The following is a 1388-nucleotide window of genomic DNA, read 5'->3' as shown; positions in this document are numbered from 1 at the left end:
TCCCGACCGCCCTGCGGGGGAGAAAACCCCCTGCGCGGCCGGGCGGCCGGCTGACAGGGTGGGCCGGTGACCGAACTGCGCCAGATCCGCGCCGACTTCGACGAGCGAGCTGCCTGCCACGAGGACCGGATGATCGAGTATTGCCGCCACGTACAGCGCCACCGGGACGGTGGCCTCGTAGATGCTGTTCTGGTGGGTCACGGCCCCGAGCACGTCCCGGAGAGCGGACTGCCTGGCCGCCGGGTCGGGGGCGGTCAGGCGTGTCAGCGCCGCGGGCAGGGACTCGCCCGTTCCGCATGCCGTGGCCAGCGACGCCCAGTCCGTGTTCTCCAGCAGCGTCTGACAGGTAGGGAGCTCGGCAGGGCGGGGATGGCCGGTCTGGCTGCGGTTGTGGGTCACAGGCGCAGGTTATTGCGCGATCGAGCCACCGCCGTGCCCGGGTGTCCGGTGTGGCGGAGGACCTACGTGCGCAGTCGAGCGACGCCAGCGCGGACGGTCATTCGGCTTTCGAGCGACGTGATCCGGTAGCCATGGTGCTGCCCGGACAGTGCCGGCTCGCCGCCGGGGGACTGTATTCGCCGGGTCGGGACCATCCCGGAACGCGCCGTCGCCCTCCTGCGGAATGCCCTGACGGTGCGTCAGGAGGAACCGTCGCGGGTTGCAGCCGGAGGACCGCAGCGGGGCGCGGCCCGTCCCGTCCGTCCGGTTCGGTGAGATCCGGCTCCCGGCCGACGGGCCGGGGCCGGCGGTCACTTCCGGTCGTTCGGCTCCGCATCCCGGTCGTTGGGCTCCTCATCCCGGACGGTCGGCGCGGACGACGGTACCGGGGGCGCCGGCGGGACAGCCGGGACGGCCGGGTGGGGCGGAGGTGCCGCCGCGGCTGGCCCGGTGGCGGTCGATTCGAGGCTGAGCCCGATGGCGCCGGTCAGCAGGGCCACGCCCAGCACGATGAACATCCATGCCTGGTTCCCGCGGCCGGCCACCAGCTCGGCGCACTCCACCGCGCTCGACGTGACGATCGGCCCGGAGCTGGGAGTGAAGCCGGACCCGCAGCCGTCCCCCACCCTCACCGCGCCGTACACCACGCCCGCCACCACCAGGAAGCCGCCCGCACACACGAGCGCCCTCACCACACGCTGAAGCACCGTCAGCCCCTCCCCACATGCCGGCAAGGCGCCCAGCGTAGAGCGAAGGGAGACCGTGCGTGGCCGATTGCCGAGCACCGGCCGTGTGGTCCGTCGACGGCCACCCCCACCACGGCGACGACTACTGCCGTCCGGCCGACCGCGTGCCGCACCGATGGACCGGGCGAGGTCCTTGCCGGGCGCGGGGACGGCCGCGGCGGCACGGCGCCGAACCCGGCGACTTCGTCACCGGGTTCGGCGCCG

General features: G+C 73.8%; 2 protein-coding genes and 1 pseudogene. 2 read left to right on the top strand and 1 reads right to left on the bottom strand.

What is annotated here, in order from left to right; all coding sequences use genetic code 11:
• A pseudogene (locus ABZ641_RS37420) lies at positions 1 to 399 on the bottom strand (hypothetical protein); the annotation flags it as partial.
• Positions 400 to 948: 549 nt separating this feature from the next.
• Between ABZ641_RS37420 and ABZ641_RS37415 the strand changes: the two are divergent.
• Positions 949 to 1140: a hypothetical protein gene (locus ABZ641_RS37415; RefSeq protein ID WP_344627060.1), complete on the top strand. Its 192-nt coding sequence runs from the start codon at positions 949 to 951 to the stop codon at positions 1138 to 1140.
• A 64-nt stretch (positions 1141 to 1204) separates the two neighbouring features.
• The coding region (locus tag ABZ641_RS37410) for a hypothetical protein (protein WP_359989048.1) at positions 1205 to 1388 on the top strand (184 nt) is incomplete at its 3' end.

Source organism: Kitasatospora sp. NPDC007106 (assembly GCF_040634455.1).
Taxonomy (GTDB): Bacteria; Actinomycetota; Actinomycetes; order Streptomycetales; family Streptomycetaceae; genus Kitasatospora; species Kitasatospora arboriphila.
This window is presented reverse-complemented; position numbering and strand designations above follow the sequence as displayed.

Bases quoted from the DNA above. Each gene is read 5' to 3' on its own strand.
- ABZ641_RS37415 (WP_344627060.1), top strand. From the start codon at position 949: ATGAACATCCATGCCTGGTTCCCGCGGCCGGCCACCAGCTCGGCGCAC.